We start from the raw sequence: 19,710 nt of genomic DNA, 5'->3' as shown, positions 1-19,710 counted from the left end.
TCGGGTTCCCAGGCTATTTTCATGATCTTTCGTTTTAAAACAGATAGTTAGGTAAATAATCTAAAGTTGTTTATGAAGTGAACTTAAATTGTAGGACAGGGTCATAGGTTGCTCATGCTGGCAGGTTGATATGAAAGTGCCAGCGTGCAACCCACAAGACAGATACGTGCTAAGGACTCGGTTAATGAAAATCATCAAGACGCTGGTGCTCACCTCGCTGTTCGCCGCCCTGGCCGGCTGCGGCAGCGATGCCATCGAAGGCAAGTTCAACGTGCAGGCCAGCGTGATGGGCTTCAAGAGCAACGTGGGTACCGCAGAGCTGGACGAGGACTACATCACCCTGCTGGGCGACAAGTACGAGATCGACGAGTGGAAGCGTGACGGTGACACCGTCGTCGCCCGCGACAAGAACGGCACCGCGGTGATGAACGCGCGCGTCGAAGACAACGGTAACCGCCTGGTGGTGCTGGACGGCGGTGAGCTGGTCAGCATGACCCTGACCCGCATCAAGTAACTCCCCACGCCACATTCAACTCCAAGGACGTTCTGTGAAAAAAGTACTGGCTGTATCAGGCATTGCCGCGTTGCTGGCTGGCTGCGGGTCGAGTTACCAGTGGGACGAGGTCACCACCTCCAAGGGCAGCAAGGGCAAGCCCACTGCCATCTATGTGGACAAGAAGACCAAGGAGCCGGTGTCCGGCACCATCATCTGGAAGGAAGGCGACACGCTGATCTCCGAGTTCAAGGTCAAGAACGGCAAGGTCCAGGGCGACTGGGTTACCCACAATGCCGACGGCTCGGTGGCCATCGAGGCGCAACTGGATGACGGCCAACTGACCGGCACCACGACCGTGTATTGCAGCGGCGGCGAGAAAAAGCCGCAGCAGCGCATCGTCATCGCCGGCAAGAAGCAGACCGATAGCCAGTTCGACTGCGCCAGCGGCCTGCAGACCCGCGAAGAGGTCACGGTGCACGAAGAGGGCAGCAAGCAGAACGGTCGCACCCTGGCCCAATCGGCCTGGCGCGTGGTCAATGGCGAGCAGGTGCCGGCCGTGGTCGCCAACTATGACAAGGACGGCAGCGGCCAGCTCGATGGCGTGCAGGAAACCTTCTACCCGACCGGCCAGTTGCAGGAGCGCAAGCACTACAACCAGGGCAAGCTGGAGGGCCTGCAGGAGGAGTTCGTGCTGCTCGACGACGGCACCTACCGTCTGCGTAAGGTCACTGCCTACAAGGATGGCCAGCGCGATGGCGATTCGATCCAGTACTTCGTCTCGCCCGACTGGCCGGAAAAGACCGTCGAAAAACGCGAAACCTACGCGGCGGGGCAGGACACCGGCAAGACCGTGATCTACCGCGAGCTGGATGTACAGGTGCTGGTGCCGTACCAGGACGTGCCGCCCAACCACTACAAGCTCAAGGAAGCGCTGGCCGGCAAGTCTACCCGTGACGGCTACGTGGCCGATGTGGAGTCGCTCAAGTACCTGCTGCAGGCCTCAGACATCGACCTGAACAAGCCGCTGGTCGCCGAAGCCGAGCTGCCGGTCCACTATGTGGCCGAGAATGCCTACGACATGCTGGTGAGCCTGGGCGCCGACCCGCTCAAGACCACCGCAGAGGGCAATACCCGGCTGATGATGTGCCTGAAGAACGCGTGGCGCGATTGCTCGGACGCGCACTTCGACCAACTGCTGGCCTTGTCCAATGCCAAGACGGCCAACCTGTTCGGCAACACGCCGCTGCACGAGCTGTGCAAGAGCAACAGCCTGACCAAGGAGCGCCCGGAACTGGGCCAGCGCCTGATCGCCAGCCAGGACATCAACGCGGTGAACTACGCGGGCCAGACTGCCTTGCACTACTGCATCACGCAGCGTGACAAGACCGTGGCCAATGCGCTGATCGCGGCCGGTGCCGATCTGGACAAGGCGGACTATTCGGGCGTTACCCCGGTGCAACTGGTGTTCCTGCGCGACCCGCGCCTGGGCCGTCAGAAGCAGGTGAGCTGGGACGCGGCGCGTATCCAGTACGTGGGCGGGCTGCTGGGCAAGTCCACATTCAACTTCGAAGCGCCGTTCCCGGGCTTCGACAAGAGCCTGAAGCAGCTGATGATCGAAGCCAGCGATGCGCAGAGCGCAATGCTGGTTGACAGCCTGGCTGCCAACAAGGGTTGACCCCAGTCGCCGGGAAGGCTGGCCCCTGCAGGTGCAGGAGCCGGCCTTGCCGGCGAAGGCGCCCGCATCAGGCGCCGACAGCCTCGCGGCTCATGACGCCATCGACCAGCCGCTGGATTCCCAGCGGATTGGCATTCTGCAACGCTTCGGGCAGCAGTGCATCGGGGTAGTTCTGCAAGCACACCGGGCGCAGGAACCGGTCGATCGCCAGTGAACCCACCGAGGTGCCCCGGGCATCGGACGTGGCCGGGTACGGTCCGCCATGCACCATCGCATCGCACACCTCGACCCCCGTCGGATAGCCATTGAGCAGAACCCGCCCGACCTTTTCCACCAGCAACTCACCCAGCCAGCGGTATTCGAGCAACTCGGCCTGCTCGCCGATCAGGGTGGCGGTCAGTTGTCCGCGCAGCCCTTGCAATGCCAGCGCCAGCTGCGCATCGTCCTCTACCTCGATAACGACGGTGGCTGGACCGAACACTTCTTCCTGAAGCAAATCATCACCTTGCAGCAACAAGTTCACATCGGCCTTGAACAGCTGGGGTTGCGCCTGGCGCCCGTTCTGCGCGGCCCCTGCCAGGTGCGTGAGGCCAGGATGGCGGTGCAGGTGCTCCAGCCCCTTGGCATAACTGGCCAGTGCCCCGGCATTGAGCATGGTCTGTGCAGGCTGTTCGGCCATCTGTGCGACGAAGGCGTGCACAAAGGCACTGAACGCCGGCGAGCGCACGCCGATGATCAGGCCGGGGTTGGTGCAGAACTGCCCGCAGCCCAGGGTCACCGAACCGGTCAGCTCGCGGGCGATGGCCGCCCCACGTACCTGTAGCGCCTGTGGCAGCAGGATGACGGGGTTGATGCTCGACATCTCGGCGAACACCGGGATCGGCTGCGGGCGCTCGGCGGCCATTTTGCACAGGGCGTTGCCGCCCTTGAGCGAGCCGGTGAAGCCCACCGCCTGGATCGCCGGGTGGCGCACCAGCCATTCCCCCACGCCTGCGCCATAGATCATGTTGAATACCCCCGCCGGCATGCCGGTGCGCTGCGCAGCGCGCAGGATCGCATCGGCCACCCATTCGGCGGTGGCCATGTGCCCGCTGTGAGCCTTGAACACCACCGGGCAGCCGGCGGCCAGCGCCGAGGCGGTATCGCCGCCGGCCGTGGAGAAGGCCAGCGGAAAGTTGCTGGCGCCGAACACCGCCACCGGCCCCAGGCCAATACGGTACTGGCGCAGGTCCGGGCGCGGCAGTGGCTGGCGCTCGGGCAGCGCGCGGTCGATGCGAGCCCCGTGGAAGTCGCCACGGCGCAGCACGTTGGCGAACAGGCGCAGCTGCCCGCTGGTGCGCCCGCGTTCGCCCGAGATGCGTGCAGCGGGCAGGGCGGTTTCGCGGCATACCGTGGCGATGAAGTCATCGCCCAGTCCGTCCAGCTCGTCGGCGATGGCATCAAGAAATTCGGCGCGCCGCGTCGCAGGCAGCGTACGGAACTGCGGGTAGGCGCTGGCGGCAGCCTTGGCGGCGGCGTCCACTTCTTCGGCAGTGGCCTGGATGAAGGTGCACGCCAGCGCTTGGCCGGTGCTTGCATCCAGGCTCTGCAGTACGGTGGTGCCGGCAGCGCTGCGCTGGCCGGCGATGTAGTTGTGGCCGAGAACAGAGGTCATTGCGGGGTCCTTGTCGGTTGAGGGCAGGGGCTCAGGTGATGGCGCCGATCTGCCAGGGCACGAATTCGTTCTGGCCGTAGCCATGTTGTTCGCTCTTGCTGCGCTCGCCCGAGGCAATGCGCAGCATCAGGCGGTAGATGTGTTCGCCGCGTTCCTCGATGGTGGTGCTGGCGTCGGCGATGCCGCCGCAGTTCACGTCCATGTCGTCTTCCTGGGTTTCCCACAGGCGGGTGTTGGTGGCCAGCTTGATCGAGGGCGACGGTGCGCAGCCGTAGGCCGAACCGCGCCCGGTGGTGAAGGCGATCAGGTTGGCGCCGCCGGCGACCTGGCCGGTGGCCGAGATTGGGTCGTAGCCGGGGGTGTCCATGAACACCAGGCCGTGGGCACGCACCGGTTCGGCGTATTCGTAGACGTCCATCAGGTCGCTGGAGCCGGCCTTGGCCACGGCGCCCAGGGATTTTTCGAGAATGGTGGTGAGCCCGCCGGCCTTGTTGCCGGCCGAGGGGTTGTTGTTCAGTTCGGCGCCCATGCGCTCGCAGTAGGCTTCCCACCAGTGGATGCGCGCGATCAGCTTTTCGCCCACTTCGCGGCTGACCGCACGGCGCGTGAGCAGGTGCTCGGCGCCGTAGATTTCCGGGGTTTCGGACAGTATCGCGGTGCCACCGGCCGCCACCAGGCGATCCACCGCATTGCCCAGTGCCGGGTTGGCGGTGATGCCCGAATAGCCGTCGGAGCCGCCACATTGCAGGCCGACGGTCAGGTGCCTGACGCTGACCGGCTCGCGACGTACCTGATCGGCTTCGGCCAGCAGCGACTTGACCTGGGCGATGCCGCTGGCAATGGTGCGCGTGGTGCCGCCGGTGCCCTGGATGGTGAAGGTGCGCAGGGTGTGGCTGCTGTTCAGGCCCTGGGCGGCCAGCAGGTCGGGGATCTGGTTGGTCTCGCAGCCCAGGCCGATCATAAGCACCGAGGCGAAGTTGGCATGCACCGCGTACCCGCCCAGGGTGCGCTGCAGCATCGCCAGCGCCTCGCCGCCAGGGTCGACCGCGCAGCCCACGCCGTGGGTCAGGGCCACCACGCCGTCCACGTTGGGGTAGGGCGCGAGCGCCTCGGGGTGGATGTCGCGGCGAAAATGGTCGGCGATGGCGCGTGCCACGGTGGCCGAGCAGTTCACCGAGGTGAGGATGCCGATGTAGTTGCGCGTGGCCACCCGGCCGTCGGCGCGCACGATGCCCATGAAGGTATCGTCGGTGGTGGCCGGTGTGCCCCTGGCGTCCACGCCGAAGGCGTAGTCGCGGGCAAAGTCGCCCATGGCCAGATTGTGCACGTGCACATGCTCGCCGGCGGCGATGGGCTGGCTGGCAAAACCGATGATCTGCCCGTAGCGGCGCAGCGGCTGGCCGGGGGCGATGGCGCGCACCGCCACCTTGTGCCCTGCCGGGATGGCCTGCAGCACCTCGATGTGCTCGGCCTGCAGGTGCAGGCCCTTGGGCAGGGGCTGGCGGGCGATCAGCACGTCGTCCAGCGGGTTGAGGCGGATCACGGCATTGGCGGCGCTGTCGCTGCCTGTTGTTGTAATGAGTTGCATCTCAGTCATCTCCAGAGGCGTGGGCCGGGCTACGCCAGGCCGCGCTCGCGATAGTCGATCAGGCCGGAGAACAGCATCAGGCCGAAGGCCATGACCACGAAGAAGATCAGGGCCAGGAAGTAGGAGCCGGTGAACTGCACGATCAGGCCGATCAGGATCGGCACCAGTACGCCGACCATGTTGCCGCAGAAGTTCATGCTGCCGCCCAGGATGCCGGCCTTGGACTTGCCGCCCAGGATCGCCGGCAGGCACCAGTACATGCCGCACCAGCGGATGAAGAACAGCGCGACGCACAGCAGGGCGATGACCCGCGCGGCATCCGGGGTGTAGGCCACCAGCAGGATGCACAGGGCAGCTACGGCGGCGGAGCCTGCGAACATGCTGCGCATCACGGTGTTGGGCTGGCCGCCGCTGGCTTTCCACTTGTCGGCGATCCAGCCGCCGATCAGCTCGCCGACGAAGCCGCACATGAAGATCAGGAAGGTGGCGCCGCCCATGGCCTTGATGTCCAGGTTGTGGGCCTGGTGCAGGTAGCTCGGCATCCAGGTCAGCAGGCCGTAGAACACGCTGTTGTAGCAGGCATAGCCGGCGAACATGGCCAGTACCGAGCGGCTCTTGAGCAACTCCTTGAGGATCGCCTTGCGCCCGTTGCCGTCGCTGGCCACCGCGTTGGCCTGGTTGATGTAGTCCAGCTCGGCGGCGTTGACCTTGGGGTGCTCGCAAGGGTGGTTGCGGATGTACCACCAGGCCCAGATGCCGACCACGATGGTGCCCACCCCGGCGATCACGAAGGCGATGCGCCAGGAGTCGAACCAGGTGATCAGGCCGGCGATGATGATCGCGCCGAATGCGGTGCCCAGCGGCGCGCCGCCGTCCACCAGGGTGGCGCCACGCCCACGCTCGTTGGGGGTCAGCCAGGCGCCGTTGAGCTTGGCCCCGGCCGGCATGATCGGCGATTCGGCCACACCCAGGCCGACGCGGGTGATCAGCAGGGTGATCCAGTTGTGCGCGCCGCCGGCCAGTGCCTGGAAGGCCCCCCAGCCGATGGTGGCGGCGCCGATGATGTTGCGCACCTGGAAACGGTCCAGCAGCATGCCGCTGGGGATCTGCATCAGTGCGTACGACCAGAAGAACGCGCTGAGAATCAGGCCTTCCATGGCCGGGGTCAGTTCGAATTCCGCCGAGATCAGCGGCAGCGCCACCGACAGCGAGGCGCGGTCGATGTAGTTGATCGCGGCCAGCAACAGCAGGATCAGGAAGATGCGCCAGCGCACGGTGGTGGGCCGCTGGGCATCGGTGGCAGCCAGGGCAGGTGCCGGGGCGGCCTGCAAGGAGGTGTCTTTCATGCTCATCTCACTCTTATGGTTGTTATGAAATGCCGCGGCGGCGCGCGGGGCGCCGCCTGCGGTTCAGAGCGCTTTCACCTCGCCGGGTGAGATGGCCGAAGGCCTCACGCTGATGCCATTGCGCAGCGGGGCGCCGAACTCGGGCAGGCTGATTTCGAACACGTCGCCGGGCGCGGCCTTGACCTGGTCGGCGAACGACAGGGTCGCGGTGCCGAAGAAGTGCACGTGCACATCGCCCGGACGCAGGAACTGGGTGTACTTGAAGTGGTGGTACTCCAGGTTCTCCAGCGAATGGCACATGTTGTCCTCGCCGCTGAGGAATTCCTTTTCCCACAGCAGGTTATCACCGCGGTGGATACGGCTGACGCCGCCCAGGTGAGCGGGCAGCTCGCCGACCCGCAACTCGGGGCCGTAGGAGCAGTTGCGCAGCTTGGAGTGGGCCAGGTACAGGTAGTTGCGCCGCTCCATCACATGGTCGGAGAACTCGTTGCCGATGGCGAAGCCTACCCGGTAGGGCTGGCCGTCATCGCCAATCACGTACAAGCCGGCCAGCTCGGGCTCTTCGCCGCTGTCTTCGGCAAAGGCGGGGCTCTGGAACGGCTGGCCGGGGCGTACCACGATCGAGCCGTCGCCCTTGTAGAACCATTCCGGCTGCACACCGGCGGTGCCGGAGGGCGGGCGGCCGCCTTCGATGCCCCACTGGAAGATGCGGGCGGTGTCGGTCAGGGCGGTGCTGTCGTCGATTTTCTGCTGGTGCATCTTGTCGCGGGTCGAGGCGCTGCCCAGGTGGGTCAGGCCGGTGCCGCTGATCAGGCAGTGGGCGGGGTCGTCGTGGTCCAGCGGCGGCAGCACCCGGCAGTCGGCCAGGGCCTGGGCGTAACTGTGGGCGGTGGCGTCCAGGCCGCGGGCGAGCACTTCGTCGCACAGGCTGCGGGCGTTGCGAATCGCGGCCAGGGCCAGTTCACGCATGGTGCGGGTATTGCGTACCACCTGGATCAGGTCGCCTTCGATGACGCCGACGTGACGCGCGGCTGCAGGGGTTTCGAATTGGATCAGACGCATGCTGACTCCTGATTGTTCTTGTGGGGAGGGCTGTTGTCCGACACTTTAAATTTGCGTGGCTTTGCTGCCTAATGACAGCTGTTGACCGAGGGATAACCAAAAGTAATCACCTATGCTGCCACCCCTGACTACCATGGCTTCGCGCCTGCGCATGCGCCAGTTGCGCCTGCTGATCAGCCTCGACGAGCTGGGCTCGATCCACAAGGCCGCCCAGGCCCTGTCGATTACCCAGCCGGGCGCGACCAAGGCGCTCAATGAAATCGAATCGACCCTGGGCGCGGTGCTGTTCGAGCGCACCAGCAAGGGGCTGGAGGCCAATGACCTGGGGCGCTGCGTGGTGCGTTATGCGCGCCTGATCAATACCGACCTGGCGCACCTGCGCGAAGAGATGATCGGTATTCTGCAGGGCCACGGCGGGCGGCTGTCGGTGGGGTCGATCATGGGGGCGGTACCGATGCTGGTGGAGGGCCTGGCGCGTCTGCGCGAGAGCCAGCCGGACCTGTCGGTATCGATCGTCGAGGACACCAGCGACCGCCTGCTCAGCTTGCTCGATCAGGGCCGTCTGGATGTGGTGATCTGCCGAACCAGCGTGAGCCCGCGACCGGGCGCCTATGTGAGCCGGGCCAGGCATCAGGAGCAGTTGGTGGTGGTGGCCAATCTGCAGCACCCGCTGGTGGGGTGTGCCGAGTTGAGGCTCGAGGCGTTGGCCGATTCACGCTGGGTGGTGTTCCCGGTGAACATGCCGATGCGCTTGACGCTGGAGCGGGAATTTCGTGAGGCGGGTTTGAGCTTTCCGCTGTATCCCATTGAAACTTCATCAACTTTCACCACGCTCACGCTGCTGTTGCAGGACCGTGGGCTGGTGGCGGTGATGCCGTGGGACTCGGCCAGGATCGCGCTCGAGCATGGGATGCTGGCGCAACTGCCGCTGGAATTGAACTCGCGCAGCGAGCCCTATGAGGTGGTCACGCGCAAGGGGGTGGAACTGCCGGTGCCGGCGCAGTTGCTGATCGAGGCGCTGGGGGTGTGAGGTGACAGGCCGGGCCCGTCGCCGGCAAGGCCGGCTCCTGCGGCAGGAGCCGGCCTTGCCGGCGAAGCGGTTGGCGCGAATCAGGCCGTAGAGCCGACCTTCTTTGCCGCCTGACCTTTGGCTGCCTGCTGGCGGCAGGCCTGGCCGAAGGCTTCGAACATCTTCACCGAGTCCGGGTTCTGCGCCGCCTGCCATTCCGGGTGCCATTGCACCGCGAACAGGAACGGCGACAGGCTTGGTGCATGGATCGCTTCCACCAGCCCGTCTTCGGCACGTGCCAGTGGCTCGAGGCCTTCACCCAGGGTCTTCAGGCCCTGGCCATGCAGCGAGTTGACGCGGATTTCATCGCTCTGCAGCAGTTCTCGCAGCCAGCTGCCGGCTTCCAGGCGCACGCTGTGAACCTGGCTGTACTGCACATCAACCGGATCATCGGGGTTCTCCCGGTGATCGTTGAAGCCTGGCTCGGCATAGACCTTCTGGTAGATGTCGCCGCCCAGTGCCACGTTGATTTCCTGCATGCCGCGGCAGATACCGAAGATCGGCAGGCCACGGGCGATAGCCAGTTGCACCAGCGGCAGGTCGAACAGGTCGCGGTCGCGGTCCTGGGCCTTGCCCGGGGTTTCGTTCTCCTGGCCATACAGCGCCGGGTCGATGTTGCTGCCGGCACCGGTCAGGTACACGCCGTCGGCCATGTCCAGGTACTGCTCGAGGTCTTCGGTACCGCAGCAGGTCGGAACCAGAACCGGCACGCATCCGGCATGGTCGACCAGGGGTTGGATGTATTTGTGGGTCATTACCTGGTAGGCATGGCCCTTGCGTTCCTGGGCACCCATGGTCATGAGCACGACAGGCTTGCGCAGGGTCTGATTCTTATTGCCAATGTTGCTGTTGGGCATATGTCACCTTGGGACAGGCTCGGCCTGTCATTGTTGTGCAGGCGCATCGGGAACCGCTGACGCTACCTGAGGTTTCGAGCACTGCCGAGAGCGCCTGGAAGGACGACTCCCGGTCGAAACCTGTGACATAGCTTGCCAGAGCCGTTAAATATGTCAAACGGCTTTACCCTGTGGCAGGCTAATTTCATTATGTTGTTTCTAGAAATACAACCCAATACCTTGTTTTATAAGGATTAATGTCAATTGTTAGCGTGCTTGGTAGTTCATTATATTTAACGTACGACTTTCGGCGTAGGCAACCAGGCCTCAGCTGGCCGGCTGGCCCTTGCGCCAGCGCCGCATGCCGGTGGTGATTGCGTACAGCAGCCAGACAGCCCAGCCGACCAGCACGAACCAGCCGAACACGAAGGGTATGCCGATGACGCCCACCCCCAGCAGCAACAGGCCGATCCAGAACATGCGGATCTGGAAGGTGTAGTGGCTGCGGTCCAGGTCGTTGGCGCCAGCGCGGCTCTGGTAGGCGTAGACCAGCCCGGCAGGCGCGGTGACCACCACCAGCAGGCTGATGAGGTACAGCACGTAGACCAGCATCGGGCCGTTGTCGCTGCTGCGGGTGTAGTTGCTCTGGTTCTGCTGCGCCTGGCGGTGGCGGGGCTTGTAGTAGGCCGTGTGGTCGGTGCTGTCGGGCTGCTGCGGTTGGCTTTGCGGCTTGCTCTGCGGCTTTGCGCGGCCATCCGGGTCGGGGCGTTGAATCTTGAAATCCTGCATGCTTGCTGTTCTCCACTGGAGTTGGAAGGCTTAAGCCTGGGCGTCGTGCATGACCTGAATCGCCGACTGGGTGCCGCGGGTCTGCTCGCGGTACTGGTAGGTGACCTTGTCGGTGGCGACCTTGCCGTTGTAGCCGCTCTTGATGGTTCTGACGATGTAGTTGAAGTCGCCCTTGCTGCGGGTGGTGACCACCACATTGGCCTTGCTGCGGGCACCGGACACGTAGCTGCCGACACGGCCCAGGGGCTCCTTGAGGCGCTTGTCGCGCTTGTTGACCAGGGCCTGGGGCACGTTCACCTGCATGGAGTCGACGGCATCGATGCTGGCGGCGCCCACCGCATTGCGCTCGTCGGCCGGCACCGCGACCTGGCGGGTACTGACCTGCACGGCGGCTACGTCGGCAGACTGGCGCTCGATGTCGGCCTGCACCTGCCGGGCCTGCTGCAGGTCTTTCTGGCGGCCGATGTAGTAGCCGCTGGGGGCGCCCAGCGCGGCACCAATGGCGCAGCCCACACCGGGCTTGCCGCCGGTGCCGACCGCAATGATCGCGCCGCCCAGGCAGCCGGCAGCACCGCCCAGTGCGGTGCTGCCCATCTGCGAGTTCTGGCAGCCGCCGAGCAGCACGCTGCCAGCCAGTAGTACAAGGGTAAGGGTGGTCGAGCGGGTCAAGGTGGGGCTCCTTTCAGGCCGTGGCGGGGCGCTGTCATCAGTCGTTGTCGTGGTAGCCGTAGCTCAGGCCTTGCAGCAGGTGCAGGCGTATCGCTTCGTTGAGCGGGTAGAACAGCGGCTGCACCTGGGCGGTCCACTGCGCACCGTGGGCGATCACCCAGCCCATGGCACCCAGGGTGCTGGCGCCTCGCTGCTTGAGGGTGAGAAACAGCGGCTGTTCGGTGACCTTGTTGCTGAACGGCATCGGCAGCGCCAGCACCACCACCGCGTACACCGCCAGCGCCCCCCAGTAGGCGCGGCGCGGCACCGGGCGCACGGCGCGCAGGGCGAACAGGGTGCACTTGAACAGGTGGGTGAAGGCCCCCAGCAACGAGAACAGCAGGGCGATCATCGGCACGATCAGGGCGCGGTAGCTGTCGCGGCCGATGTCTGCCTTGTCGTTGCGCTCGCCATAGCGGGCCGGCTCGACCAGGCGTTCTTCGAGCAGTTGCTGGGCATCCAGGCGCAGGGTCGGGCGGTAGATCGCCTGTTCATAGGCGTCGAGCGACCAGTCGGGCTTGAGTGACAGGCTGTCGGGCAGGTACAGCGCGCTACGCCAGCGCTGCTGGATCGCCGGGTCGGCGAAGAACCCCTGGCGCGACAGGCCGGGTTTGATCCAGTCGCCCTGGATATGCTTGAACAGCTCGGTGCCGTAGGCGCCGCTGGCATGGCCCTGCACGCGCTTGGCCACGGCCAGGTTGAAGCCGGCGCGGTCGCCGGGTTGCCAGTTGTCACTCACCTGAATGCCCTTGTCATCCAGCATGCGGCGCACCTGCGGCCAGTGCCGACGCGGCACGTTGCCTGGGGTCAGGCGGCGATTGCGCTGCTTGAGGGTCTGCACGTAATCGTCCCAGGCCTGCTGCTGATGCCGGGCGATGGTGGCCGGGCTGGTGGCGTCCAGGTAGCGCTGGCTGCCCTGGCGGTAGTTGCCGTACAGCTCGTCCAGCTCGGCCAGGGCCTCGCGGTAACGCTGGTAGTTGTCGGCCAGCGGGCCGCGGCGGGTTTCGGCGAACAGTTCGAAGAAGGCCAGGCCCTGCTGGCGCACCCGCTCTTCGAGGCGATCGACCGACTGCAGCAGGATCGGCAGGGTGGCCAGCAGGGTCTTGCCCTCGGGGCGCTTGTAGTCGTCGGTGCCCAGCTCCAGCCCCTTAAGGCCGAACTCGCGATGCACCAACAGGTAGCTGATGGGCACGCCCAGCACGGCGCGGGCACGCTCCTGCGGGGTGGAGGTGGCGACCAGGTGGTTGATCAGGGCCAGCTGCGCATAAAACACCACCAGCAGGCAGCTGCCCACCGTCAGCGCAGACCAGGCCAGCGTGCGGCCCAGGCTCCAGTACTGGCTGCAGGCCTTTTGCAGTACCCAGCCCAGGCCCAGCAGGGCCACGGCGGTGCCGGCGATCAGGCGTCCGTAGAATTCGATCGACTCGACCTGGGCGGGGCTGGCCAGCCCGCCCACCACATCCAGCAGGCGTGCGTTGAAGCCCATCTCGACGAGCAGGTAACACAGCGTCAGCCCCAGCATCAGGCGGGCCACGAAGCGTTGCTGCTGGCGGGGCGTTGACGCACGTGCCACGACAGGCCGGCGCAGCCACCCGCGCCATGGCCGGCCCATCAGGTCGGGCGACAGGCGGCTGTTCACGGCTAGTGTTCCAGCTCGGAGGTCAGGTCGAGCGTCACCCGGCGCTGGGCTGGCGCCGCGGTTTTGGCGCGGTCTACCACTTCAGTGGCGACCTGGGGCGTGACCTGCGGCGCGGCCGATGGCGCTGCTGCCGGGGCAGGCGTTGGCGGTTTGGCTTCGACCCTGGCCACTGCGGGCGCGGGCCTGGGTTGCGGCGGGGGCGTCGGGGCCACGGCGTGCTGGACGGGTGCAGGGCGTGGCGCTGCGGCCCTGGCAGGGGCTGGCGTCGCCTTGGCCAGGCCCTTGAGCAGGTTCGGCAGGTCGACCCGCAGCGGGCCGCGGAACTGCCGGTCGAGCGACGAGTAGGTCCAGGCCGCCGACTGCGTGCCGTTGAGCTGCATCGCCACCAGGCTTTTGCCGTCTTCGGCGCGCTGCAAGGCCAGCATGTCGGAACAGCCGCCCAGGCGGTAAGGCCCCCACGCCGAGGTGCCGGACAACACCACCAGCGCGCTTTGCGAGTCGCATTGCGGCGTGCGGTAGCTGAGCACCACGGCGGTTTCGCCGTGCAGGTCGTAGGTGCCCTCCACATTGGTTTCGCGCCACTGCGCTGGCAGCTGCAATTGCAGCTTGCGCTGGGGCAGCGTGAGGTAGGCGTGCCCCTGCGGGGTTTCCATGTGGTTGATCGGGCCGGCAGCCGAGGGGTGGGTGCCGATCAACTGGTCGGCCAGCGCGCCGGATGCCTGGAAGGCGAGCCCGGCCATTAGCCAGCAGGCCAGGGCGAGTGCGCTGAAACGTGAGGGGGTGTGGTGTTTCAAAGAGTGCTTCCCTGTACTGATGGCGCGCGTGACCCGCTGCGCGGGATGGTAGCACAGGGCTACATATTGGGCAGTTTCCTACAAGAATTGCTGATAACCGAAACGTGACGCGTAGCGCACGCCAGGGGCAGCGTGGCATTCTGTGGCGTTACGCCAGCAGGCGAAAACAGGACGCGCGCATTGAGACGGAGTAGACGATGACCCAGGCATTCACCCGCACCGTGGAGCAAGCACTGCGCAGCCGCCTGCAGGGATGCGGCTATGACACCTCCGATCTCGAGCTGACCGTGCAGCAGGTCGAGGACAAGGGGCGCGCGGTGAGCGTGAGCCGGCGCTGGAGCCTGGTGACCGAAGTGCGCCGCGAGTCGGCTTCGGTGGGGCTGCGGATCAATTCGGTGAGCGAACACCAGCTCGAGCAGTCGATGGCCGAGCAGCGTCAAGTGCTGCTGGGCAGGGGCGCGGCGCATTACAAGAACCGTGTGCTCAAGGGGCTGGGCAGCAATCCCGCGCATTTTCTGCGCAGCCAGCAGGTGAAGCTGTTTGCCCTCGACCCGCTCTACACCAGCCATACCTGCGGCACCTGCAGCGGTTACGGCAAGCAGCGCTGCACCGCGTGCAACGGCAGTTGCAAGCTAAGATGCAGCAGTTGCAGCGGCAAGGGCCGCACGCAGTGCTGGGGCTGTGGCGGCTCCGGCCGCACCGGCAGTGGCAGTTGTGCCTACTGCATGGGCGCAGGCGGCGACAACTGCCCCAGTTGTGTGGGCGGCTCTGTGGCGTGCGGCTGCATGGGGGGGCAGGTGACCTGCGGCGGCTGTTTGGGCGACAAGTTCATCTGCACCCGCTACACCCTGGAGGTGTCGGCCAAGGCAGTCGGCAATTCGGTACACCTGAAGTCCAACGATACCTGGCTCAAGCCTTACGTCGACGAGTGGGGGGATGAGCCCGAAACCATCGAGCGGGCTGCCGAAGGGTTCGCCGCGCCCTATTACCCGGACAACACACCCGAGAAGGGCGACCTGGTACTGAGCGTGGACGGCACCTGCTATTACAGCCAGGCCCAGGTGCGTGCCGGACGGCGCAGCATCCGTTGCAACATGCTTGGCCGCTACCGGCATGTGGTGTTCGATGACGGGCTGGCCGCCAGCTACTTCGACAGGGTGATCGAGCAGTTGGAAAACCCGGCAGACATCGAACAGGTGGCCCTGGCCAGCGAGCGTTCGGTGGCCCGGCGCATGATCGAGGAGTCTGGACACGTGAATTACGTCAGCCAGCTGTCGGACGTGAAAAACGGCACGGTCAGCCCCGAGCAGGCCAATCGCTTCTTCGCGCTGCGCAAGAACGCCTCGGACCAGCAGACGGCCCTGCGCAGCAAATTGGAGCCCAGGCTGGTGCTGCGCCGCGCGCTGGGTTACCTCTGGCGGCTGAGCCTGCTGATGCTGGTGCTGTTCTTTTTCAGCGCGGGCAAGCTTCTGGAAGTGAAGTTCGGTGGGCCGCAGGTGCTGTTCAGGGCCGATGGCCCGGCCACGGTGTGGGCCATGTTCAAGCATTACCTGGTGCTGCCGTTCACCAGTCCGATCAACGGGGTGATGCTGGTGGGCGTGGGGCTGCTGTGCACCTGGCTGTTCAAGGACATGCTGTGGCACCGCATGAACCGCTTCATGGGCAAGGGCCCGGGCAATCGGCTGCTGGCCGCCGTGGTGCTGGCCTTCTGCCTGATGCCGCTGCTGGCGTTGTTCCCGGACACGCCGATCGCCCTGCTGCGGGACGGGCCACGCCTGCAGCACATGCTGCCCAATGCGCTGGTCGGCATGCTGGGGGCCTTGCCCACGCTGGTGCCGCTGTCGCTGCTGCTGGCCCTGGTGTTCAACCGCGCGCTCAACGCGCCGGCCATCGATGCGCGGCTGCGGCGCATGAACTTCGACGTGTGAGGGGGCAAGGGCAGGGCGTGTACCTGTCCTATACTTCGCGTATCCGCAACAGCTGGCTGTCGTTGATCGGATCGAGACGTCTCGATGCCGCCGGTAGTGCCTGTAGTCGTAGTCGCAGCTGAGCCGTCACTCAATCAGCGCTGCGCAGGGGTATAGCCATGGACATCGTGAGTCTGGTCATTCAGGTCATCAGTGGTGTGGTAGGCGGCAATGCCGCCGGCATGAGCAAGCAGAGCATGGGGCCGTTGCTCAATTCGATCTTCGGCGGGGTGGGCGGGGTGATCGTGGGCCAGATACTGGCCGCGATCACCGGTGAGCCCGGGGCCGCCATGGGGGCTGGCGGGTCGCTGGACATGGCGGCGATCATCAGCAGCATCGTCGGCGGTGGTGCCGGCGGCGCGGTGCTGACGTTCGTGGCCGGGTTCATCAAGTCGAAGATGCAGGCGCGCTAGGCGTAGTACGTGGTGGGCCTTTCGCGGGGCAAGCCCGCTCCCACAAGGCCGGCGTGAGCCCCTGTGGGAGCGGGCGTGACCCGCGAAAGGCCAGCGGCTTCAGTGCAGAATCTGCGCCAGGAAGCCCTTGGCCCGATCACTCTGCGGGTTGTTGAAGAACGCCTCGGGCGGGGCATCCTCGATGATCTGCCCGCCGTCCAGAAACAGCACGCGCTCGGCCACCTGTCGCGCAAAGCCCATTTCGTGGGTCACGCACAGCATGGTCATGCCGGTGTCGGCAAGCTTGACCAGCACATCCAGCACTTCGGCGACCATCTCCGGGTCCAGTGCCGAGGTCGGCTCGTCGAACAGCATGATCTTTGGCTTCATGCACAGCGCCCGGGCGATTGCCACGCGCTGCTGCTGCCCGCCCGACAGCTGGCTGGGATACTTGCCCGCCTGGCTCTCGATGCCCACCTTGTTCAGGTAGAACCGTGCCCGCTCCTCGGCCTCCTTGCGCGACAGGCCGCGCACGCTCATCGGCGCCAGGGTGCAGTTGTCGAGCACGCTCATGTGCGGGAACAGGTTGAAGTGCTGGAACACCATGCCGATCTCGCTGCGCACCTCGGCGGCCTGGCGCGTGGTCAGCGCCAGGTCGGTGTCGTTGACCAGCAGGGTGCCTTTTTCGGCGATCTCCAGGCGGTTGATGCAGCGGATCAGCGTCGACTTGCCCGAGCCGGACGGCCCGCACAGCACGATGCGCTCACCTTCACGCACCTTGAGGTCGACGTCGCGCAGTACGTGAAAGTCGCCATAGAACTTGTTCAGCCCGTCGATGCTCACCACGACCTTGCGCGGGTCGGGGTGCGTGTCGGGGCGTGCAGCGGCAAGGCTCAGTGGTGCGGTCATGTTGTTGTTCTCCGCGATCTCAGTGTTCGAAGCGGTCGGCGCCATAGGGCGTCGGGTCGGTAAAGGTGTTCTCGCCGGTAATCATTTCTGCCAGCAGGCGCCCGCATACCGGGCCCAGGGTGAGGCCGTGGTGGGCGTGGCCGAAGTTGAACCACAGGCCCTTGTGCCGCGGCGCCGGGCCGATCACCGGGCGCATGTCCGGCAGGCAGGGGCGTCGGCCCAGCCACGGCGCGTCCTGGGTGCGCTCGCCCAGCGGGAACAGCTGGCGGGCGATGGCTTCGCAGCGCTGCAACTGGACCTCGTTGGCCGCATCGTCGCTGGCGGCGAACTCGATGCCGGTGGTCAGGCGAATGCCCTGGGCCATCGGTGCCAGCACGAAGCCCCCCTGCACGTCGCACAGTGAATGCTTGAGCGCAGCACCGGCCTTGGCATGGAAATGTACGTGATAGCCGCGCTTGACCTCCAGCGGGATGTCGTAGCCCAGCGGGCGGAACAGCTCGCCGGCCTGCGGGCCCAGCGCGATCACTGCCTCCGGCGCAGTGACCGGGCCCTGGCGGGTGTCGACCTGCCATTCGCTGGCCACCTGGCGCAGGGTGCGCGCATCGCCCTGGATGAACTGCCCGCCGCGCTTGACGAACAGCGCCGCGTAGCCGCGGGTGAGGCCGCCGGGGTTGCTCACGGTCTTGGGGTCGAGCCAGTGGATGCCGCCCACTGCGTTGGCGCTCAGATCCGGTTCGCGCTCGTGCAGTTGCTGCTTGTCGAGAATCTCGAACTGCAGGCCGTAGGGCTTGAGCGCCTGGGCATCGGCCACGGCCTGGGCCAGGGCAGGCTGGGTGCGGTACACCTCGATCCAGCCCTTGGCCTGCACCATGGCGCCCAGTTCGGCGGCCTCGATCAGTGCGTCGTGTTCCTCGACGCAGCGCTGCACCAGCGGCAGCATGGCGCGGGTGGCCTCGGCCAGGGGCGCCGGGGCGGAGTTCTTCCAGTACTGCAGCAACCAGGGCGCGGCCTTGGGCAGGTAGCTGAAGCTGTAGCGCACGTCGGGCTGGCGGTTGAGGCCGTAGCGCAGCAGCTTGGACAGCTCGCGCGGGAAGGCATAGGGGATCACGCTGGAGCGCTCGATCAGGCCGGCATTGCCGTGGCTGGTGCCGCTGCCCGGTTCGTCACGGTCGATCAGGATCACCTTGCGCCCGCGTGCTTGCAGGTGCAGGGCCGTGGAAACACCGACGATACCGGCGCCCAGAACGATGGTTTGGCAATGCATGAAAAAATCCTCTACGGCTACGGTTCAGCGCAGGTGGCGGCCCAGTCGGGCTTCTATGTGTTTGAGGCTGCGGCGCACGATCTCCACGATCAGCAGGTAGAGCACCGCGGCCCACAGGTAGATCTGGAAGTCGAAACTGCGCGAGAAGGCCAGCTTGGTCACGCCCATCAGGTCGTAGATGGTCACCAGCGAGGCGATTGCACTGGCCTTGATCATCAGAATCAGCTCGTTGCCCAGCGGGCCGATGGCCACGATCAGCGACTGCGGCAGGATCACCTTGAAGAAGGTGGTCGAGCGCTTCAGGCTCAGTGCCCTGGCCGCCTCGTATTGCCCTGGGGCCACGGCCATCAGGCTGCCGCGAAAGATCTCGGCCTGGTAGGCGGCGGTGTTCAGGGTGAAGGCCAGCAGGGTGCAGTACCAGGCTTCGCGGAAGAACCACCACATGCCGACGTCCTGCCAGAAGCTCTTGAGCGAGCCCAGCCCGTAGTACAGCAGAAACAGCTGCGCCAGCAGCGGCGAGCCCCGGAAGAAGTAGATGTAGCCGGCGCTCAGGCGTTGCAGCAGCACGTTGTTCGACAGCCGCGCCAGCGCCAGCAGCAGGCCCAGCAGGGCGCCCAGGGTGAAGGAGATGGCCACCAGTTTGCCGGTGACCAGCAGCCCGTCGATAAAGCGCGGGCCGTAGCGTTCGAGCAGGTCGGGGTCGACGAAGAACGCCAGCAGGGCATCGAGATTCATGTGCGTGCACTCCGCAGGTGACGGCTGGTGTGGCGTTCGATATAGGCGAAGACCCGGCCCGACAGCGCCGAGAACAGCAGGTAGCCCAGGCAGGCCACGGTGTAGAAGAACATCGGCTCCTTGGTCACGCTGACGGCCAGGTTGGTCTGGCGCATCAGGTCGACCAGCGAGATGGTCGACACCAGCGAGGTGTCCTTGAGCAGCGACAGCCAGTTGTTCGACAGGCCCGGCAGGGCGATGCGCACCAGCTGCGGGAACACCACCTTGCGGAAGGTGGTGGTTTTGCTCAGGCCCAGCGCGGCCGAGGCCTCGTACTGGCCCTTGGGAATGGTCTTGAACGCGCCCAGCCAGATTTCACTGGAAAACGCGGCGAACACCAGGCTGAAGGCGATCATGGCGGCGAGGAAGGTATTGATCATTACCTCGCCCTCGTAGCCCATGGCGGTGAGGATCTTCTGCGCGGCGATCTGGCAGCCGTAATAGATGATCAGCAGCGTGAGCAGTTCGGGCAGGCCGCGAAATACCGTGGAGAACACGGTGGCCCAGGCGCGCGGAAAGCGTTTTTTAGAGCGGGCGGCCAGCGCCACGCCCAGGCCCAGCGGCAGGCCGATGGGCAGGCAGGCCAGGGCCAGGGAAATGGTCACCAGGGCGCCGGCCAGCAGGGCCTGGCCCCAGCCACCGCTGGCGAAGGATAACAGGGACAGTTGTTCGATCATGCGCGAACCCTCGGCAAGACAACAGGGCCTCTTCGCCGGCAAGCCGGCTCCCACAGGGTCGCGGTTGACGC

18 protein-coding genes are annotated in these 19,710 nt (G+C 65.7%); 5 read left to right on the top strand and 13 right to left on the bottom strand.

Going from position 1 to position 19,710, the window contains the following annotated elements; genetic code table 11:
- Window positions 1-184: 184 nt before the first annotated feature.
- Both DN388_RS16535 and DN388_RS25420 read left to right on the top strand, forming a co-directional pair.
- On the top strand, window positions 185-514 hold the full coding sequence (locus tag DN388_RS16535) for a hypothetical protein (RefSeq protein ID WP_043861351.1): 330 nt from the start codon (window positions 185-187) through the stop codon (window positions 512-514).
- Between the two features lie 34 nt (window positions 515-548).
- Window positions 549-2,171 carry an ankyrin repeat domain-containing protein gene (locus DN388_RS25420; RefSeq protein WP_255001183.1) on the top strand — a complete coding sequence of 541 codons (1,623 nt, stop codon included), beginning with the start codon at window positions 549-551 and terminating at the stop codon, window positions 2,169-2,171.
- 67 nt (window positions 2,172-2,238) lie between these two features.
- Here DN388_RS25420 and DN388_RS16525 read toward each other — a convergent pair whose 3' ends face one another.
- Genes DN388_RS16525 through araD1 form a run of 4 tightly spaced genes read right to left on the bottom strand, consistent with a single transcriptional unit; the run spans window position 2,239 to window position 7,821 of the window.
- Window positions 2,239-3,825, bottom strand: a complete 1,587-nt coding sequence (locus DN388_RS16525) for an aldehyde dehydrogenase (NADP(+)) (protein ID WP_255001181.1) — start codon at window positions 3,823-3,825, stop codon at window positions 2,239-2,241.
- 31 nt (window positions 3,826-3,856) lie between these two features.
- Window positions 3,857-5,413 (bottom strand): UxaA family hydrolase, encoded by a 1,557-nt coding sequence (locus tag DN388_RS16520; protein WP_058540127.1) that lies wholly within the window; start codon window positions 5,411-5,413, stop codon window positions 3,857-3,859.
- 29 nt (window positions 5,414-5,442) lie between these two features.
- Entirely contained in the window at window positions 5,443-6,765 is a 1,323-nt protein-coding gene (locus DN388_RS16515; protein ID WP_054914592.1) for an MFS transporter, read from the bottom strand.
- Window positions 6,766-6,822: 57 nt separating this feature from the next.
- A complete protein-coding gene (gene araD1, locus DN388_RS16510; protein ID WP_255001180.1) occupies window positions 6,823-7,821 on the bottom strand; it encodes an AraD1 family protein in 999 nt (332 codons plus the stop codon).
- A gap of 112 nt (window positions 7,822-7,933) precedes the next feature.
- On the opposite strand from araD1, the gene DN388_RS16505 reads away from it, so the two are divergent.
- The gene (locus DN388_RS16505; RefSeq protein WP_043861345.1) at window positions 7,934-8,851 is read left to right on the top strand and encodes a LysR family transcriptional regulator; all 918 of its coding nucleotides are present in this window, start codon (window positions 7,934-7,936) and stop codon (window positions 8,849-8,851) included.
- A gap of 80 nt (window positions 8,852-8,931) precedes the next feature.
- Here the strand turns inward: DN388_RS16505 and DN388_RS16500 are convergent, their stop codons facing one another.
- From DN388_RS16500 to DN388_RS16480, 5 genes are all read right to left on the bottom strand, one after another.
- A complete protein-coding gene (locus DN388_RS16500) occupies window positions 8,932-9,747 on the bottom strand; it encodes a gamma-glutamyl-gamma-aminobutyrate hydrolase family protein (protein ID WP_043861344.1) in 816 nt (271 codons plus the stop codon).
- A 306-nt stretch (window positions 9,748-10,053) separates the two neighbouring features.
- Entirely contained in the window at window positions 10,054-10,515 is a 462-nt protein-coding gene (locus DN388_RS16495; RefSeq protein ID WP_052504253.1) for a hypothetical protein, read from the bottom strand.
- 30 nt (window positions 10,516-10,545) lie between these two features.
- On the bottom strand, window positions 10,546-11,184 hold the full coding sequence (locus DN388_RS16490) for a glycine zipper domain-containing protein (protein WP_058540130.1): 639 nt from the start codon (window positions 11,182-11,184) through the stop codon (window positions 10,546-10,548).
- A gap of 37 nt (window positions 11,185-11,221) precedes the next feature.
- Window positions 11,222-12,862, bottom strand: coding sequence for a hypothetical protein (locus DN388_RS16485; RefSeq protein WP_255001175.1), 1,641 nt, complete (start codon window positions 12,860-12,862; stop codon window positions 11,222-11,224).
- Between the two features lie 2 nt (window positions 12,863-12,864).
- Complete coding sequence (locus tag DN388_RS16480) at window positions 12,865-13,656, bottom strand: hypothetical protein (protein ID WP_255001329.1); 792 nt, start codon at window positions 13,654-13,656, stop codon at window positions 12,865-12,867.
- A 197-nt stretch (window positions 13,657-13,853) separates the two neighbouring features.
- Between DN388_RS16480 and DN388_RS16475 the strand changes: the two genes are divergently transcribed.
- Both DN388_RS16475 and DN388_RS16470 read left to right on the top strand, forming a co-directional pair.
- Window positions 13,854-15,584 carry a zinc finger-like domain-containing protein gene (locus tag DN388_RS16475; RefSeq protein ID WP_196933107.1) on the top strand — a complete coding sequence of 577 codons (1,731 nt, stop codon included), beginning with the start codon at window positions 13,854-13,856 and terminating at the stop codon, window positions 15,582-15,584.
- Window positions 15,585-15,742: 158 nt separating this feature from the next.
- A complete protein-coding gene (locus DN388_RS16470; RefSeq protein ID WP_054914585.1) occupies window positions 15,743-16,036 on the top strand; it encodes a hypothetical protein in 294 nt (97 codons plus the stop codon).
- Window positions 16,037-16,135: 99 nt separating this feature from the next.
- Here the strand turns inward: DN388_RS16470 and DN388_RS16465 are convergent, their stop codons facing one another.
- Genes DN388_RS16465 through DN388_RS16450 form a run of 4 tightly spaced genes read right to left on the bottom strand, consistent with a single transcriptional unit; the run spans window position 16,136 to window position 19,639 of the window.
- On the bottom strand, window positions 16,136-16,924 hold the full coding sequence (locus DN388_RS16465) for an amino acid ABC transporter ATP-binding protein (protein ID WP_043861496.1): 789 nt from the start codon (window positions 16,922-16,924) through the stop codon (window positions 16,136-16,138).
- Between the two features lie 19 nt (window positions 16,925-16,943).
- Complete coding sequence (locus tag DN388_RS16460; protein WP_043861425.1) at window positions 16,944-18,188, bottom strand: FAD-binding oxidoreductase; 1,245 nt, start codon at window positions 18,186-18,188, stop codon at window positions 16,944-16,946.
- 24 nt (window positions 18,189-18,212) lie between these two features.
- Window positions 18,213-18,923: an ABC transporter permease gene (locus DN388_RS16455; RefSeq protein ID WP_043861426.1), complete on the bottom strand. Its 711-nt coding sequence runs from the start codon at window positions 18,921-18,923 to the stop codon at window positions 18,213-18,215.
- Entirely contained in the window at window positions 18,920-19,639 is a 720-nt protein-coding gene (locus DN388_RS16450; protein ID WP_043861427.1) for an ABC transporter permease, read from the bottom strand. Before DN388_RS16450 ends, DN388_RS16455 begins: the two co-directional genes overlap by 4 nt.
- Window positions 19,640-19,710 lie beyond the last annotated feature (71 nt).

The organism is Pseudomonas sp. S12(2018) (assembly GCF_024355235.1).
GTDB classification, from domain to species: domain Bacteria; phylum Pseudomonadota; class Gammaproteobacteria; order Pseudomonadales; family Pseudomonadaceae; genus Aquipseudomonas; species Aquipseudomonas palmensis.
This window is presented reverse-complemented; position numbering and strand designations above follow the sequence as displayed.

Excerpts from the sequence above, each read along its gene's own strand:
- DN388_RS16535 (WP_043861351.1), top strand. The coding sequence starts at position 185 with ATGAAAATCATCAAGACGCTGGTGCTCACCTCGCTGTTCGCCGCCCTG.
- DN388_RS16525 (WP_255001181.1), bottom strand. The coding sequence starts at position 3,825 with ATGACCTCTGTTCTCGGCCACAACTACATCGCCGGCCAGCGCAGCGCT.
- DN388_RS16520 (WP_058540127.1), bottom strand. The coding sequence starts at position 5,413 with ATGCAACTCATTACAACAACAGGCAGCGACAGCGCCGCCAATGCCGTG.
- DN388_RS16515 (WP_054914592.1), bottom strand. The coding sequence starts at position 6,765 with ATGAGCATGAAAGACACCTCCTTGCAGGCCGCCCCGGCACCTGCCCTG.
- araD1 (WP_255001180.1), bottom strand. The coding sequence starts at position 7,821 with ATGCGTCTGATCCAATTCGAAACCCCTGCAGCCGCGCGTCACGTCGGC.
- DN388_RS16505 (WP_043861345.1), top strand. The coding sequence starts at position 7,934 with ATGCTGCCACCCCTGACTACCATGGCTTCGCGCCTGCGCATGCGCCAG.
- DN388_RS16500 (WP_043861344.1), bottom strand. The coding sequence starts at position 9,747 with ATGCCCAACAGCAACATTGGCAATAAGAATCAGACCCTGCGCAAGCCT.
- DN388_RS16495 (WP_052504253.1), bottom strand. The coding sequence starts at position 10,515 with ATGCAGGATTTCAAGATTCAACGCCCCGACCCGGATGGCCGCGCAAAG.
- DN388_RS16475 (WP_196933107.1), top strand. The coding sequence starts at position 13,854 with ATGACCCAGGCATTCACCCGCACCGTGGAGCAAGCACTGCGCAGCCGC.
- DN388_RS16470 (WP_054914585.1), top strand. The coding sequence starts at position 15,743 with ATGGACATCGTGAGTCTGGTCATTCAGGTCATCAGTGGTGTGGTAGGC.
- DN388_RS16465 (WP_043861496.1), bottom strand. The coding sequence starts at position 16,924 with ATGACCGCACCACTGAGCCTTGCCGCTGCACGCCCCGACACGCACCCC.
- DN388_RS16460 (WP_043861425.1), bottom strand. The coding sequence starts at position 18,188 with ATGCATTGCCAAACCATCGTTCTGGGCGCCGGTATCGTCGGTGTTTCC.
- DN388_RS16455 (WP_043861426.1), bottom strand. The coding sequence starts at position 18,923 with ATGAATCTCGATGCCCTGCTGGCGTTCTTCGTCGACCCCGACCTGCTC.
- DN388_RS16450 (WP_043861427.1), bottom strand. The coding sequence starts at position 19,639 with ATGATCGAACAACTGTCCCTGTTATCCTTCGCCAGCGGTGGCTGGGGC.